At 63.5% G+C, this 15,431-nt stretch carries 8 protein-coding genes; 3 read left to right on the top strand and 5 right to left on the bottom strand.

Going from position 1 to position 15,431, the window contains the following annotated elements:
• Window positions 1-246: 246 nt before the first annotated feature.
• On the top strand, window positions 247-5,838 hold the full coding sequence (locus FBZ93_RS21380) for a DUF5801 repeats-in-toxin domain-containing protein (RefSeq protein ID WP_146988232.1): 5,592 nt from the start codon (window positions 247-249) through the stop codon (window positions 5,836-5,838).
• Between the two features lie 69 nt (window positions 5,839-5,907).
• Here the strand turns inward: FBZ93_RS21380 and FBZ93_RS21385 are convergent, their stop codons facing one another.
• Window positions 5,908-7,677 carry an alkaline phosphatase family protein gene (locus tag FBZ93_RS21385; protein WP_146988234.1) on the bottom strand — a complete coding sequence of 590 codons (1,770 nt, stop codon included), beginning with the start codon at window positions 7,675-7,677 and terminating at the stop codon, window positions 5,908-5,910.
• Window positions 7,678-7,984: 307 nt separating this feature from the next.
• On the opposite strand from FBZ93_RS21385, the gene FBZ93_RS21390 reads away from it, so the two are divergent.
• Window positions 7,985-9,418, top strand: coding sequence for a cytochrome c peroxidase (locus FBZ93_RS21390; protein WP_146988236.1), 1,434 nt, complete (start codon window positions 7,985-7,987; stop codon window positions 9,416-9,418).
• Window positions 9,419-9,429: 11 nt separating this feature from the next.
• On the opposite strand, the gene FBZ93_RS21395 is transcribed toward FBZ93_RS21390, so the two are convergent.
• The 4 genes from FBZ93_RS21395 to FBZ93_RS21410 form a co-directional block, all read right to left on the bottom strand.
• A complete protein-coding gene (locus FBZ93_RS21395; RefSeq protein ID WP_246667581.1) occupies window positions 9,430-10,116 on the bottom strand; it encodes a hypothetical protein in 687 nt (228 codons plus the stop codon).
• Between the two features lie 120 nt (window positions 10,117-10,236).
• Window positions 10,237-12,288 carry a phospholipase C gene (locus FBZ93_RS21400; protein WP_246667582.1) on the bottom strand — a complete coding sequence of 684 codons (2,052 nt, stop codon included), beginning with the start codon at window positions 12,286-12,288 and terminating at the stop codon, window positions 10,237-10,239.
• 238 nt (window positions 12,289-12,526) lie between these two features.
• Entirely contained in the window at window positions 12,527-13,903 is a 1,377-nt protein-coding gene (locus FBZ93_RS21405; RefSeq protein WP_146988238.1) for a cytochrome c peroxidase, read from the bottom strand.
• Window positions 13,900-14,685 (bottom strand): EfeM/EfeO family lipoprotein, encoded by a 786-nt coding sequence (locus FBZ93_RS21410; RefSeq protein WP_146988240.1) that lies wholly within the window; start codon window positions 14,683-14,685, stop codon window positions 13,900-13,902. The genes FBZ93_RS21405 and FBZ93_RS21410 overlap by 4 nt, the downstream gene beginning before the upstream one ends.
• A gap of 153 nt (window positions 14,686-14,838) precedes the next feature.
• Here FBZ93_RS21410 and FBZ93_RS21415 point away from each other — a divergent pair, with 153 nt between their 5' ends.
• A complete protein-coding gene (locus FBZ93_RS21415; RefSeq protein WP_246667583.1) occupies window positions 14,839-15,420 on the top strand; it encodes a prepilin peptidase in 582 nt (193 codons plus the stop codon).
• The last annotated feature ends 11 nt before the right edge of the window (window positions 15,421-15,431 follow it).

Consider the following 15,431-nt stretch of genomic DNA (forward strand, 5'->3'; position numbering starts at 1 on the left):
GGCTCTCCGCCGCATTGGAAGCCGATTTTCACTACCGAATTTAGTTTCAATCAGGACGTTTCGGCGGGCGAGCCTATGGCTGCGGGTGCGGGGTCTTTTCACCTCGTAGAGACCGCAAGCCAGACCAAGAAAACTGCGGCAGCACCTACCGCCTGAGCCGTTCAACAGGCGAAAAGCCAAATGTTAGTCGCGTCCGGCGTAGCGTTCGGGGGCGCGAGTTCGGTCGTTTTAGGCCGGCTGCCCCGGGTGATTGGCGTTGTCGATACGGTGATCGGTTGCGGCACCATTGTGCGTGCGCGCGACATCGCCCTCTCCGTCGTGGCCGGCGATCCGGTTTGCCAGGGTGACGTCATCACGGTCGCAGTCGGCGGGCGGGTCGAAATTCGCTTGATCGACGGGGAAATGCTCCACCTGCCGGCAGGCACAAGGCTGGCATTGGGCGACCTGACCCAGAATTCGGTCGACGGCTTGCGGCCGGGACTGTTCGCGAAAACCAGAAGCATCCTCCGCCTCATCGGCAGCCGGCTGGCCGGGTCGGACGTCCTGACCGCGGACACGCCGGTTGGCATCGTCAGGGCCAGCGGCCTCGGCCTGCTGTCGTTCGCCGCGCTGACCTTCTCGCTGCTCAGGGATGCCCGGGCCGCGGAGCCTAACGTCACGTTGCTCGACGACGACACCATCACCTACAAGGACATGCACCACGGCGTGTTCGAGCTGGTGACGAAAGAGGCGAACCCCCGGCATATCGTCGTCGACGACCCTGGAGTCACGGTGATCCTGACCACAAAAGGGTCGTCGGTCGGCGTGAGCCAGGTCTCGAACAGCCCCGCCCACATGGAGGATTTGCGGAACGCGCAACAGGAGACGCTTGCCGGTTACGCCAAAGGAGTGTGGTCAAAAGGGTCCGGCATGCCGTCTTACGAAGGCTCGCCGCTGCTGCAGCCAATCAATTTTATTGAACCTGACCCGTCATTCACGCCGAACCAGCTCGGTCCGGTACCGATCACCCTTCCCGGGTACGTCATCACGTACACGCCGCCACCGGCGCCGCTCGTGCTGAGCTTCGGAGCGCCGCCGCCGCTGACGTTGAACGAGAGACATCTGACCGCGACGACGCTGGACGACCAAATCGCCGGCTCGTCGCCGAACGAGGCCCTGACGACGACGACGGGCGACTTCGCGATCACGTTCGCCAACCCGCAGGACGCGGTCGGCGCGACGGTCAACTACGCGCTGACGATCACCGGCGGTAACGGCGCAGCGTCGGGGGTGATCGACTCGCACACCGGCCTGGCCGACGTGCTGGTTCTGAACGGCAACACCATCGAAGGCCGCGTCGGCACCACCGAGGGGACGCTGGCATTTACGATCGTGCTCGATCCAGTGACGGCGCACGTGACGTTCACCGAGTACCGGGCGGCAGCCCAGGCGCCCGGCACCAGCACCGACGACAGCGACGTCATACCGCTGGCGAGCGGGGTCATCATCCTGGTTGCGACCGTGATGAAGGGCGACCAGTTCGGGTATGTGACCCTCGATCTCGGCAGCAGGTTGGTCGTCGTCGAAGATGACCCGAGCATCAGCACAAGCGGAACGGCGCCAGCGCTGACGCTGAGCGAGACGCATCTGACGGCAACAGTGCTGGACGACAACATCGCCGGCTCCGCGCCGAACGCGGCGCTGACGACGACATCGGCCGACTTCTCGACGGCATTCAAGCCGGTGCAAGGCGCGGATGGCGCGACGGTCACCTATGCGCTGGCGATCGCCGGCAGCGATGGCATAGCCTCGAGCTTGATTGACTCGCATACGGGCCTCGCCGACGTGCTGGTCCTGGACGGCAACACGGTCGAAGGCCGTGTCGGCGCAACCGACGGCACCCTGGCATTCACCATCACGGTTGATCCCGCGACCGGGCTTGTCACCTTCACCGAGTATCGGCCGGTGAGGCAGCCGTTCGGCACCAGTCCGGACAGCGGCGAAACGGTGGCGCTGACCACCGGAATCGTCGGCCTGATTGCAACCATCACGGATAGGGATGGAGACTCGCAGAGCGCGGCGATCGATCTGGGCGGCAGGCTCAGCATCAGCGACGACGGCCCGACGATCAACGCCAATGGCACCGTGCCGTCGCCGACGCTGAGCGAGAGCCACCTGACCGCAACGGCGCTCGACGACAACATCGCCGGCTCGGCACCCGATGCGGCGCTGACGACGACAGCAGCCTACTTCTCGACCGCATTCAGCTCGATCCAGGGCGCGGATGGTGCGACGATCGTCTACGCGCTGGCGATCACGGGTGGCAACGGCGCCGCGTCGGGCTTGACCGACGCGCACACCGGCCTTGCCGACGTCTTGGTTCAGAACGGCAACACCATCGAAGGGCATGTCGGCTCGACCACCGGCACGCTGGCCTTCAGCATTGCGATTGATCCGCTCACAGGGCTGGTGACGTTCACCGAGTACCGCGCAGTGAAGCAACTGCCCGGCGCCAGCGCCGATGAAGGCATCACGTTGAGTTCCGGAGTTGTCCGCCTTTATGCCGAAATCGTGGACAGAGATGGAGACTACCAGATCGCCAGCCTCGATCTTGGCAGGCAGCTCACGATCACGGGCGACAGCCCGAGCATCAGGACCAACGGCGCCACCCCCTCGCTTTCCCTGAGCGAGACGCATCTGACGGCCACGGTGTTCGACGACAACATCGCAGGCTCCGCGCCGAACGCAGCGCTGACGACGACGTCGGTGGACTTCTCGACGGCGTTCAGCTCGGTTCAAGGCGCCAATGGCGCGACGATCGGCTATGCGCTGACGATCGCCGGCGGTAATGGCACGGCTTCGGGCCTGACCGACTCGCACACCGGCCTGGCCGACGTGCTGGTTCTGAACGGCAACACGATCGAAGGGCGTGTCGGGGGAATCAACGGCACGTTGGCCTTCACGATCGCGATCGATCCGGTTACCGGGCGCGTGACGTTCGCAGAATTGCGCGCGGTGACGCAGCCGCTTGCCACCAGCCCCGACAACGGCGAAGGCATCACGTTGAGTCCCGGGCTCCTGAGCTTGGTCGCCACCATCACCGACAATGACGGCAACGTCCAGAGTGCGAGCCTGGACCTCGGCAAGCAACTGACCATCACCGACGACGGCCCGAGCATCAGGACAAGCGGCACCACGCCATCGCTGTCGCTGAGCGAAACGCATCTGACCGCAACGGTGCTCGACGACAATATCGCGGGCTCGCAGCCGAACGCGACGCTGACGACGACGTCAGCCGACTTCTCGACCGCGTTCAGCTCGGTTCAAGGTGCGGATGGCGCGACGATCGTCTACGCGCTGACGATCGCCGGCGGCAACGGCACGGCGTCGGGCCTGATCGATTCGCACACCGGCCTCGCCGACCTGCTGGTTCTGAACGGCAACACGATCGAGGGCCATGTCGGCGCAACCGGCGGCACGCTGGCGTTCACCATCACGATCGATCCGGCCACGGGACTTTTGACCTTCACCGAGTATCGGGCCGTGAAGCAGCCGCTTGGCACCAGCCCGGACAACGGCGAAGGCGTGACGTTTGCAACCGGCATCATCGGCCTGACGGCAACGATCACGGACAAGGACGGCGACTTCCAGAGCGCGAGCCTCGACCTCGGCCGGCAATTGACCATCACGGATGACGGCCCGAGCATCAAGGCAAACGGGACCACGCCGTCGCTGTCGCTGAGCGAGACGCATCTGACGGCAACGGTGTTCGACGACAACATCGCGGGTTCGGCACCTGATGCGTCGCAGACGGTAAAGTCGGCCGATTTCTCGACCGCGTTCACCTCGGCTCAGGGCGCGGATGGTGCGACCATCGCCTACACGCTGACGATCGCCGGCGGCAACGGCACGGCGTCGGGCCTGGTCGATTCGCATACCGGCCTTGCCGATCTGCTGGTTCTGAACGGCAACACGATCGAGGGCCATGTCGGCGCGACCAATGGCAGCCTGGCATTCACCATCACGGTCGATCCGGCCACGGGGCTCGTGACCTTCACCGAGTATCGGGCGGTGAAGCAGCCGCTTGGCACCAGCCCGGACGGCGGCGAAGGTCTGACGCTCGGGGCCGGACTAGTCAGTCTGGTCGCAACCATCACGGACAAGGACGGCGACGTCCAGAGCGCGAGCCTGGATCTCGGCAAGCAGCTCACGATCACCGACGACGGACCGAGCATCACGGCAAATGGCACGACGCCGTCGCTGTCGCTGAGTGAGACGCATCTGACGGCGACGGTGTTCGACGACCACATCGCAGGCTCTACGCCGGATGCATCGCAGACCACGACATCGACCGACTTCTCGACGGCATTCAGTTCGGTTCAAGGCGCCGATGGTGCGACCATCTGCTACGCGCTGACGATCACCGGCGGCAGCAATACCGCGTCGGGCCTGATCGATTCGCATACCGGCCTCGCCGACGTGCTGGTTCTGAACGGCAGCACCATCGAAGGCCATGTCGGCGCGACCAATGGGACACTGGCATTCACCATCGCCGTCGACCCGGCGACCGGGCTCGTGACCTTCACCGAATATCGCGCGGTGACGCAACCCCTCGGTACCAATCTCGACACCGGCGAAGGCGTGACGCTGGGCGCCGGAATCGTCAACCTGGTTGCAACCATCACCGACAAGGACGGCGACTTCCAGAGCGCGAGCCTTGACCTCGGCAAGCAATTGACGATCGCCGATGACGGTCCGACGATCGGCGGATTCCCGGAGACCCCGATCACCGGTCAGGACAATCAGATCGCGACCGGCACCTACCACATCAATTTCGGCGCGGATGGCGACGCCGGGATGCAGCTTGCGATCCATGATGGCGCGGTCGGCAGCACGGGATTTGACCTGGCCACGTCCAGCCTCGGCGGCGGCATCACCTCCGTGCACGTCACCGGAAATGGCGACGACTACACCTTCTTCTATTCGACCCACGCCGTGAGCGGCGGCGTCGAAATGGACGCCTACCTTGCGGATTCAGGCGGCACGCTGACCGATCCCTACTTCACGCTGCTGATCAATCCGAACGGTACCTTTACGTTCGATCTCGAGAGCGTCGACGTGCTGAAGCAGGTCACCGTGACCGGCTCCACGTTCGGCGCCTCGGGCGGCGGCACGCCGTCCCTAACGGCTCCGGATGGAGAGCTCGTCATCACCGGATCCGACAACAGCGGCAATCCGATCGATGTCAAGGCGTCGAACAACGGCATTGCGGTTGGCGATACCGGGCTCAGCATGGATCCCAACGAGCAGTTGAACCTTAAGTTCTCCAACGAGCAGCCGCAGATCAGCTTCATGCTGACCCAGTGGCAGGGCAACGGCACGGCAGGCGTGATCTTCAAGGTTCTGGACGGCGGCACCGACGTGCATGACTTCAGCATCGACGTTGCAAAGCCACATAGCGGCAATCCCACCGTGGTCGTGCAGCAAACATCGGATGCGTCGCTGATCAACACCTCAGCCTTTGACGATGCGACTTCGACCTACACGCTCTACGTTGGCAAGGAGTTCAACCAGGTCGGGATCGACTACAGTCAGGCGGCCAGCGGCAACGCCACCTTCACGGTCAACAACATCACCTATAACGAGAAGACGACCATCCCGAGCACCGATCTGCTGTTCGACGTGCTTGCCGCCGACAAGGACGGCGACACGGCCGCGACCAGCCTTCAGGTCGATATTCAGGGCGTCACGACCGGCGCGCCCGCGCCGATATTCGCGCCCAGTCCGGAAATTGCGGCAATGGCCGGCACCGTCATTTCAGATCCTGTCACGCACGTGCAGCATGATCTGATCCTGTAAGGGCCCTGAAGCCTGGTGAAAGTCCTGGCCCGCGTCAAATATCGGCGCGGGCCAGGATGATCTCTCGTATCAGTGCCAGCCTTCGCCGGCCTTCAGCGCCGCCGAGAGGCTGCGCACCGGGCGCGTCACCAGCGGATCGAGGTCGAAGCGCTTCTCGAGCATCCTGAGGATCGACGTGGTGTCGAAGTCCTCATGCGCGACGCCCGACTTGTTGAAGCGCTTGGCGATCAGCAGCGCCGGAATGCGGGTGCCCGGGCCCCACTGGTCCGCGGCCTTGGCCTCGGCGCCATGACGGTTGAACGGCGGCGGCGGAACGTGGTCCCACTGTCCACCGAACTCGTCATAGGTGATGACGATCAGCGTGTCCTTGCCATCGGGCCCTTCGACGATCGCCTTGACGAGATCGACGAGATGCTGGCTGCCTTCGGACTCGCTGGTGTAGCCCGGATGCTCGTTCTCCTCGCCGATCGGCTTGATGAAGCTGACCTGCTTCAGCCGGCCGTTCTTGGCCGCCTGGATGAACTCCGCCTCGTCCTTCAGGTGATCCCTGCGGGCCTGCGTTCCCGGCGCGTAATTGGCGAAGTAGTTGAGCGCCTGATGGTGGAACTGGAAGTCCACATCGGGGCAGTTCGGGAACACGGCATTGGAATTATGGTTTGGATCGGTGCAGGTCGTGCCGTTGCCGTTGGTCCAGCCGGAAGCGCCGACATCGCCGTTGGCGTTCGACCAGCCGCCCGAATACCAGGCCCAGTCAACATGCTTGGCCGACAGCCGGTCGCCGATGTTCGGCGTGTGCAGCGGCGGCAGGCGCTTGATGTCCGGAGTGCCCGGGGAATAGGGCTGATAGGTCGGCTGCGTGGTGTTGACCGCGTAATCGCCGCAGGCGAGGCCGGCCGGCAGGCCGGTCTGGCTGCACTTTGCCGTCAGCTGCGCGTCCTTCACCGTGGAGAGCGGCGTGTAGAGCGGCGTGCTGGTCGGCATGCCGTTCGTATCGACGATCGAGTGGAAGTCGTTGGCGCTGCCGTCGTTCAAGGCGCCGACGAACTGCGGCGCCGCGGCCGCGACCAGGAACTGGTGATTGAGGAATGAACCGCCGAACGCGCCCTGAAAGAAGCTGTCGGCGATGACGTAGTTCGGGGCGCCGTGGCTATGCAGATAGCCGTAGATCGGCAGCTTCTTGGTGTCGTAGTAGCCCATCACCAGGCCCGACGCGTCGCTGCCGGTCACGTAGCGGTTCTGCCGGCCGCCGTTGAGCTGATACTGCTCGCTGTAGAAGCGATGCACGATGTCCTCGGTGCAGCCGCCGGGCGCGCCGGTGCCGTTGAGGAAGCCGTGTGGCGCGAAGGCGCCGACCGGCTTCGGACAGGTGGTCGCCGAGGTCGGGATGAAGTCGTTGATCTCGAACGGCTTGTTCTTGAAGGCGCTCAGGATCGCGACCGAGCCGGTATTGTCGGTGCAGGTGGTCGGCTGCGGCGACGGCGAGGTCAGGTTGACGTCGTTCTGCAGCAGACAGGCATAGACGGTCTGGTTGTCCTGGCGGACCTGCAGCGTGTGGGCCTGATCGGCATCGGAGGTGCCGTTGATCCGGTCACGGCCGACATCGCCCCAGTGCCCGTAGAGGTTATCGAAGCTGTGGTTTTCCTGATAGATGACGACGATGTGCTTGTACTGATGCACGCCTTCATGGCCACGGTCGCGCAGCTCACGCAGCTCGTCCCGCACTTCGTGCTTGAACTCATCAACGATCTTTTCGACCAAATTCTCGGCGTTTGCCACCGGTGAGATGGCAACGGCGCCAGCAACAACTGCGAGCGCCGGAATGGCTCCCCAAAGCCGCATAGTGCTCTCCTGATTTCAGAAAGAAATAGAAATGGAGTTACACGCTATGCAAAACACATTTCGCTGGGATGACTGTTTTTCGACGCGCGCACAAACGCGTGAAAAGACCCGCACACGCCGATAATTTTTCTTTCTGTCACATACAGCCCGGTCTGCGGCCCGTTGATCGATCGTCATCAAACCGCAATCAACAGTCGTCTATCCAAACAGATGGTCATTGATCCTGCCGACAGGAAACTGTCACCTCCGTGACATCTTCCGACCTACGGCAACGCATATGCATTGTGACAAGGGGCGTTTTCTCGCAATGGCTTGGGATATTCTGGCGTCCGGCTCCGAAAAATGTCGTGCGGCATCTGCCGATCGCGGCAGCGTCACACCGGCGCGGACCGCGTTGCTGGCGCTCGTGGTTGCCTTGCTGCCGTTGCAAGCGCTGGCGTTCCCGCTCGGCGGCGATCAGACCGTGATGCCGGCCGGCACTGAATTATCCGAGGACGCGCTGGCGCGGCCGCGCGAGCTCTTTCATTCCGAGGCGATCGGCGGGCGAAAGTCCTATTTGGTCAATCTCGGCGATCTCGCGTTCAACTCGCCCTCCATCTTCGGCGGCAAGGCCCGTCAGGCCGAGATGAGCTGCGGCACCTGTCACGTCAACGGCGCATCGAATCCGAAATTGTTCGTCCCGGGCCTATCGTCCCGCCCCGGCACCTTCGACACGACGAGCCTCGTCTTCAATGCAAAGACGTTCAACAGCATCCTCGATCCGGTCAGGATTCCGAGCCTGCGGGGCGCCCGCTTCCTCGCCCCCTATGGACATGACGGACGCATCACTTCGCTGCGCGAGTTCGTCTATAATGTCATCGTCAACGAGTTTTCCGGGCCGCGGCCGAGCGACGAGGTTCTGGACGGCCTCGTCGCCTATATCAACGACATCGACTTCCTCCCCAATCCGAAGATTGCGCCCGGCGGCAGGCTTGGCGCGCAGGCGAGCGTGGCCGAGCGTCGTGGCGAGGCGCTGTTCTTCAAGCCATTCCCGAAGCAGGCCGAGCTGAGCTGCGCCGGGTGCCATCTTCCGGCTGGAACCTTCAACGACCAGGTGCGTCACGACGTCGGATCGGGCGGACTGGTGAAGACCCCGACCCTGCTGAACGCCAATTTCAATGCGCCGTATTTCCACGACGGCCGCTACGACACCTATGAGCAGGTGGTCGATCATTTCGACCGTGTGTTCGACCTCGAACTGTCGACACAGGACGTGCAGGACCTCGTCGCCTATCTGAATGCGGTCGGCGACGGCGAACGTCCGTTCGACAAGGACGGCGTCGTGCTCCGGATGAAGGAAGTGCTGGAATTGTCGAGCGTGCTCGAGGCCGCGATCCCGGCCGCCGATACCGCGGTGGTGTCGCTGGCCGTGACCGGGGTCGGCGCCGAGCTGCGCGAGCTGACCGAGCGCATCCCCGACATCAGGAACACCTCGATCGGCGGCAAGGACGAGCGGCTGGCGGCGCGCGCGATCCTGAAGGACCTCGTCCTCACGCTGCGCCGCATCGACCTCGAAGTTGCGGCCGGCCATATCGACGAAGCGATGACGGAGTATCGCAAATTCGCGCAGTTGGTGAATTTCGACGTTCCCGTTGCGCTAAAGAAGGCCGAGCCGTGGTCGCTGTTCAACAGCAACGTGCATCAAGCCCACTACACGGCGCTCGGCCGAATGCTGCCGGTGGCGAGCGGGCAATCGCAGTAGCGCGCGGCCCATCACTGCGAGGCCGGCGGCTCGACCCATACATCGCTCTGCTGGATCCGGCGGATCAGCGCTTGCGGATCGAACTTGCGCAGACCCGCGGGGATTTCGAAGCTTTGCGCCGGCTGGGGCTCGTCCCGGATGTGATCGGCTGATATCACCGTCCCGTCCCCGGTCTTGATCTGCACCGGAAAGCTGCGCGCGCGGTCGATCCAGCCGGTAAAGCTCAGACCGGACGGTCCGGCGATTCGATAGATTTCGGTGTTGCGTCCCGCGATTGCCTCCTGTCCATCGTGCTGGCAGCGCCAGGTCGCGAGATCGACCGGCGCGGATAGCTGCGCCATCGCCAGCCATTGCCGGCACGGATCGTCGGGATCGACCGGCACGAACAGCTGCGTGAGCGGGCTCGACTGCATCGCATTCATGTAGACACGTGCGGCCGGCCGGACGAAATAGGCGGCGGGTCTGGCCGCATCGAGCAGGAAGAAGCCGTCGGGCAGCGCGGTGGTCTCGATGCGCGCTCTTCCGCCCGAGACCCGCAGCGTTCCCATGACGGTTGCCGTATCGTCCTTCCGCGCGACGAGGTCGGCGGAGAATTGCTGCGCGGTGGCCGGCATCGGCGCAGCGGCCAGGATAGCGGCCGCGAACAGGCAGGCCGCCGCGCGCCTGCGTCCGTTGCACGTCTTTTCGTCGCGCGTCATCGCGTATCCCCGGTCGTTCGACTGATGGGCAGGCAGAACATGACGGCGCCGACCGAACCAAAGGTTCGATCGGCGCCGGCCTTGGATAAATTCAAGACCTCGTCCAGGACGAGAGCTCGATCACTCGGTGTAGGACAACGAGACCGGCTTGCTGAAGTCGAACGCGTCGAACAGGTCGGACAGCGCCGGGCTGTTGGTCGGGACGTACTCGTTGTTCTTCGAGTAGCTCGGGTTCGGCAGGTTGTCGCGGCTGCGGTTCGTCAGCGGCTGGAGGCCCCAGTTGCGTTCGATGAACTTCAGCAGCGAGACGTGGTCGGCGTAGTTGTGGTTGACCTTGCCGCCCGTCGAATAGGGCGAGAGGATCAGGGTCGGAATGCGCGGTCCGTCGCCGAAGAAGTCGATCGACTGCTGGTAACCGGAGTCCCAGTAGCCGCCGGCCTCGTCCCAGGTGATGAAGACCGCGGTGTCAGCCTTCAGCTCCGGATTGTTCTCCAGCGCGTTGAGCACGTTCAGGACATAGGCCTCGAACAGGTCAACCTTCGAGCTCTGCGGGTGACCGTCGAGCAGACCGTCCGGCTTGCCGAACGACACCGCAGGCAGCGTGTTGTGCTGGATCGCGGTGATCAGATCGGCAGTGTCCTTCATGTGAGCCTGACGCACGGCCGGGTTGGCCATGATCGAGGTCGCATACTGGAACGGATTGCAGATCTGGCAGTAGGCAACACCGAGAGCGTGCGCCGGATCGGCGAGCGCAGCGGCGCTGAGGTTGGGGTTCGACGGATTGGCGGCAACCGCGGCATTGGCGAGCGCCACGGCGTCGTTGAACGCGCCGCCATAGAACGCCCAGGAGATGTTCTTCTCCATCAGCGCATCGCCGATCGTGCGAACCGACGACGGCGGAACGTTGTTACCGCCCGACAGCGCGCCGTTCGGCAGATAGCCCGGATTGACGTTGTTGAGCATGTAGTAGTGGTTGGGCTTGCAGTTCGGCTCCGCCGCGTACGGCAGATTGTTGAGATAGGTGACGATCGGCTTCACGCCGGGCTGGAACACGTCCGAGCAGTTGCTCCAGTTGCCGTCGACGGTGTAGCGGTTGACCGAGCCCGTGACTGGGTTCGGGTTGGCGATCAGGTTCGCCGGCGGCGTCACCGGATTGCCCTTGCCGTCGCTCCAGAAGGCCGCGTCGCCGGTGCCGAGCATGAAGTGGTTCGCGCCGGTGCCGCCGTGGAACGACTGGTGGAAATTGTCGCTCAGGGTGAAGCGGTCGGCGAGCATCTTCAGGACCGGGGCCTGACCCTGCTGGGCGTTGTAGAAGCCCATCGAGTTGGCCATGCTCTTGTTCGACGACGAATAGGTCGCCATCACGAACGGGAACAGGTCGTTCAGGCAGCCCGAATTGTTCTTCTTGGTGGCATTGGTGGCGCTGCAGTCTTCCTGCTGCCAATCCTGATAGAAGCGATGGGTCGAGTCGCCCGTGTAATCGTCGTCGCTGATCTGCTCACCCTGCAGCGGGAACGGTCCGTTCAGACCACCGGCGCCGGGAACGCGGGTATCCAGCACGCCGGTCGGCAGGCCGCTGAAGCCGGTGGTGAGGATGTCGAGATCGGCCGGATCCATGTCCTTCTCGACGCCGGCCTCGGTGATCGTCTTGAACGGGGGCGCCGTGTCGCTCTGCGCCGTCGGCGTGCCGTTGGTGTTCGGCTGCGGCATCAGGTTGGTGGCGTTGTAGGGCGACTTCGAGATAGCAGGCGCACCGATGTAGTACAGCGGCTGGCCAGCCACCGAGGCCTGCTGCGCCTGCGCGAAGTTCGGTCCCGGCGTTCCATCCTCGTTGACGATGCCCTTCGACAACAGGTTGGAGATGGTCTGCCCCTTGCCCTTCGGCTTGTAGATACCGAAGGTGTGATCGAGACCGCGGTTCTCACCGATCAGGATGATGACGTGCTTGATCGGCGACGCCGTCTTGCCCTTGTCGCCATGATCCTTGTCATCATGATCGTGATCGTTCTTGGCGGCGTCATGATTGGCCTTGTTGTTGTGATGCGGGCGCTTGTCCCAATCACTGTGACCGCCCGGATAGTGCGCGGCATAAGCGGCTGTCGCAACGAGCACCGTGGACGCGATGCAGAGCGCGGTGCTGGTTCGCCAGTACTTTTTGTAATTCAAACTCATTGTCGACCTCAGGGTGTTTGCGGTTAGCAACCCGCCCTGCTTAGTGCGACAGTATGACGCATGCTTTTCGCTTACGTGAAAGCGCGCGAGAAATTTCGAAACGTTCAAAGATTTTCTGTGAAGACATCTGCCGCCGCGCGCTGCAGCTCCACGATTCGACTTTTCAACTGAAGATCGACAATTGACGAAGCAATCCACGCAACGGCGCGTTGCGCGATTGCACGACGATTCAAGTCAATCAATGCGAAACGTGCCTGGATCGCATCACCTCGCGAAGTGCAGCGTAATGCTGGTCATGCACGCCTTGATTGAACAGCGACCACGGCTCGGCGCTGGCCAACAGCGCAGGCACCGCGGCAGCCATCAGGTTGCGATAATTCCTGAACTCAGTCGCAGCGTCAGCATTGCGCCCCGCTGCAACGGCCATCTCGATTCGCCGCAGCGTCAGCACGAGCTCTTTCAGCCCGTTGCGCGCAAGCACGCGCTGCTGCTCGCCGCCCGACACGCTGGTGTTCTTGCGATCGGGATATTGCTCGGTCAATTCGCGCAGCTCGCGGCCGATCGTATCGACCGCCAGCGCGACAACGTCCTTGTCCCCGGCAGGAATCGCGGTCGCGAGCACCGTCGAAAAATCGGTGATCTCCTTCAGCGTCGCACCGGCGCCGTCGCGTTCATAAGGCTGCACGCCATCGCCGACGGCCGTGAGATAGGCGACGAGGTCGCCCTTGTCCTGCGCCGAGAGCTCGAGGTGAAAAGTCCGGTCGAAATAGTCGACCACCTGGTTGTAGTTGTCGAACCGGCCGTCGTGAAAATACGGCACGTTGAAGTCGGCGTTGCGCAGCGTCGGCGTCTTGAACAATCCGCCCGAACCGACATCGTGCTGCTGGTGATCGACAAAGCCGGACGATGGAACGTGGCAGCCCGCGCAGCTGAGCGCAGGATCGTGCGGGAACGGTTTTGCGAACAGCGCTTCGCCGCGGCGCTCCGCGTCGGTGATCTTGCCGGCCAGCCGCCCCGCAGGACCGAGGCTCGGATTGGGCAGGAAGTCGATGTCGTGAAGATAGGCAACGATCGCATCGAGCGTTGCCGGCGACGGCTCGGGTCCCGCGAACTCATTGGTGATGACGTTGTGGACGAAGTCGCGCAGCGAAGCAAACCGGCCGTCGGCACCGTAGGGCGCAAGGTAGCGCGTGCCGCGCAGGCTCGGAATCCGCACGGGGTCGAACGCCAGGTTGTTGGCCTTCGGATTGAACAACGGACCGGTGGTGTCGAACGTGCCGGGCCGGCTCGACATCTTCGGCATGAAGAACTTGGCGTTGTTGGCGCCGTTGACGTGGCAGGTGCCGCAGCTCACGCCGGCCTGCCGCGCCACCTCGCCGAGCAGCCCCGGCGAATTGAAGGCGAGATCGCCGAGATTGACCAGATACGACTTGGCTCCGGTGCGCTCCGACTGGAACACTTCGCGCGGCTTGTCGAGCGCATCCTCGTTCAGCTCGGTCGCGACTGGCAGCACGGTCTTGTCGCCGTCGACCGGAAACGCCACCGCATGCCCGTGCAGCGCAACGGTGATCACACCGGCGAGCAGCGCGGCCAGACGCAGGCGAAGCGATGTCATCGCGCCTGCGCCTCCAGGGTCGGACGCTGCAGCCCGAGCTTTGCCGAGGCGCTCTGCAACGCGACGACCAGTTCTTCGCTGGTCCGGCGCAGGTCGGCGATATTGACGTGAGGCAGATCGGGCGTGGCGACGATCGCCTGCAGCTGCTCGATGCGGTTCGTCACCATCTCGTCGAGCTTGCCGTCCACCGTGTTGAGCGCGGCAGAGAAAATCGTGTGATAGGCAAAGTCGATGCCGGCGATATTGTTGCGCATGTCATCCAGCGAGGTGCCGCTGATGCGCGACTCGCCGCCATCGGCCTTGCTCTCGCCGACTTCGTAGGCGAGCCGCACCGTGCCGTCCAGCAGCCCCTGCGGCGTCAGCTTGATGTCCTTCAGCTTGCCGTGAAGATCATCCAGGTGCTCGACGAGGCCGGTCGCATCGGTGGCAACGTCAGTGCTGGCAGCGCCGAACAATTTTGCCTCGATGGCATGAAACCCGCTGTCGGCGTTCGGCCAGGCGTCGATCTGCGCATCGAGCTCGGGCACGAAGCCCGCCGTAAACACTTCCGAGCGCTCCCAGCCGGCGCGCGCCGACAACCAGGCCTTCTTTGCACCGGGCAGATCCGCGGCAGCGGCGCGTTCGCGCAACGCACGCGCGCCCGCCAGCGCGCTGCCAACGCCCTCGATCAGGTACGGCCGATAACGCTCGGCGCCGTCCTCGAGAGCGCCCGCATTCGCGGCGCGCACGTTTGCCGACGCTGCCAGCAAAGCCAGGCACGCCGCCACTCGCATCTTGTACATAGTCAACCCACTCATCTGCCGCGAAGGGCTCGCGGCGCGTAGCGGAGCGAACTATTGTCGGTATCCTATGCGGATTTGTGACAGCGCAGACTTTTTGTCGCATCTTTTCTGTTTCGTCATCGGCGATGACGATCACAATCCCGCAAACGCATTATGCGGCGCCCGATCGATGAAAATGCACTGTTCAACGCGCGCGAGTTGTTGCAACACAATGTGTTCTCGCGTCACACTTGTCCCGTCACCATGCAGATCGATCACGAAGCGGTTTATTTCATTGCATCTTATGGCGCGCTTTGCGTGCTCTGCTGCAGCGTTGCGCTGATCGATCTTCGCCATGGCATCATTCCCGACTGGCTGAATCTTGCGATCGCAGCGCTCGGGCTTGCAAACGCCGTTGTCACCGAGAGTGCAACAGCCGCCTTCAGTGCGATGGCGATCGCCGCCCTCGTCGGCATCGTGTTCTGGCTGTTGCAGCGCCTTTACTTCGCGCTACGGCACGTGGACGGGTTGGGACTTGGCGACGTCAAGTTTCTTGCAGCAGCGGCGATCTGGGTCGGCGCGTCGGGAATTCCGACCGTGCTGCTGATCGCGGCGCTCGCGGCACTTGGTGTGGCCGGCGGCCTGCAACTCGCAGGACAGGAGATGAAGCGTCAGACGTCGATCCCGTTCGGCCCGTTTCTTGCGCTCGGGCTTCTCCTGACGCCGGCCCTTCAGAACTGGCTTGCGCTGAACTAGCTGCTGCGGGA

This window comes from Bradyrhizobium macuxiense, assembly GCF_007993935.1.
In the GTDB taxonomy this organism is placed as follows: domain Bacteria; phylum Pseudomonadota; class Alphaproteobacteria; order Rhizobiales; family Xanthobacteraceae; genus Bradyrhizobium; species Bradyrhizobium macuxiense_A.